Source organism: Seonamhaeicola marinus (genome assembly GCF_008085455.1).
Genome location: NZ_VSDQ01000492.1, coordinates 1 through 296 on the forward strand (window position 1 = coordinate 1; position 296 = coordinate 296).

Annotated in this window: 1 protein-coding gene; it reads right to left on the minus strand. The window is 30.4% G+C overall.

Features of this window, described 5'->3' with window-relative positions:
* Nucleotides 1-30 precede the first annotated feature (30 nt).
* Nucleotides 31-296: large ribosomal subunit protein uL5 (gene rpl5 / locus FUA24_RS07890; RefSeq protein WP_449441421.1), on the minus strand; the 266-nt coding region annotated here is incomplete at its 5' end.

Sequence of the window (296 nt, forward strand, 5' to 3'; positions counted from 1 at the left end):
ACGGGCTTTCATTGATTCTTTAGCCATATCTTAATTCTTTTGAAAAGGTAATCCTAATTCTGTTAATAATGATTTTGCTTCTTTATCTGTTGCAGCAGTAGTTACAAATGTAATATCCATTCCTGAAATTTTATTTACCTTATCGATATCGATTTCAGGGAAAATAATTTGTTCAGTAATACCTAAATTGTAATTACCTCTACCATCAAATCCAGTCGCTTTAATTCCATTAAAATCTCTTACACGAGGTAAGGCAGAAGTTATTAAACGATCTAAAAATTCGTACATTCTTTCTC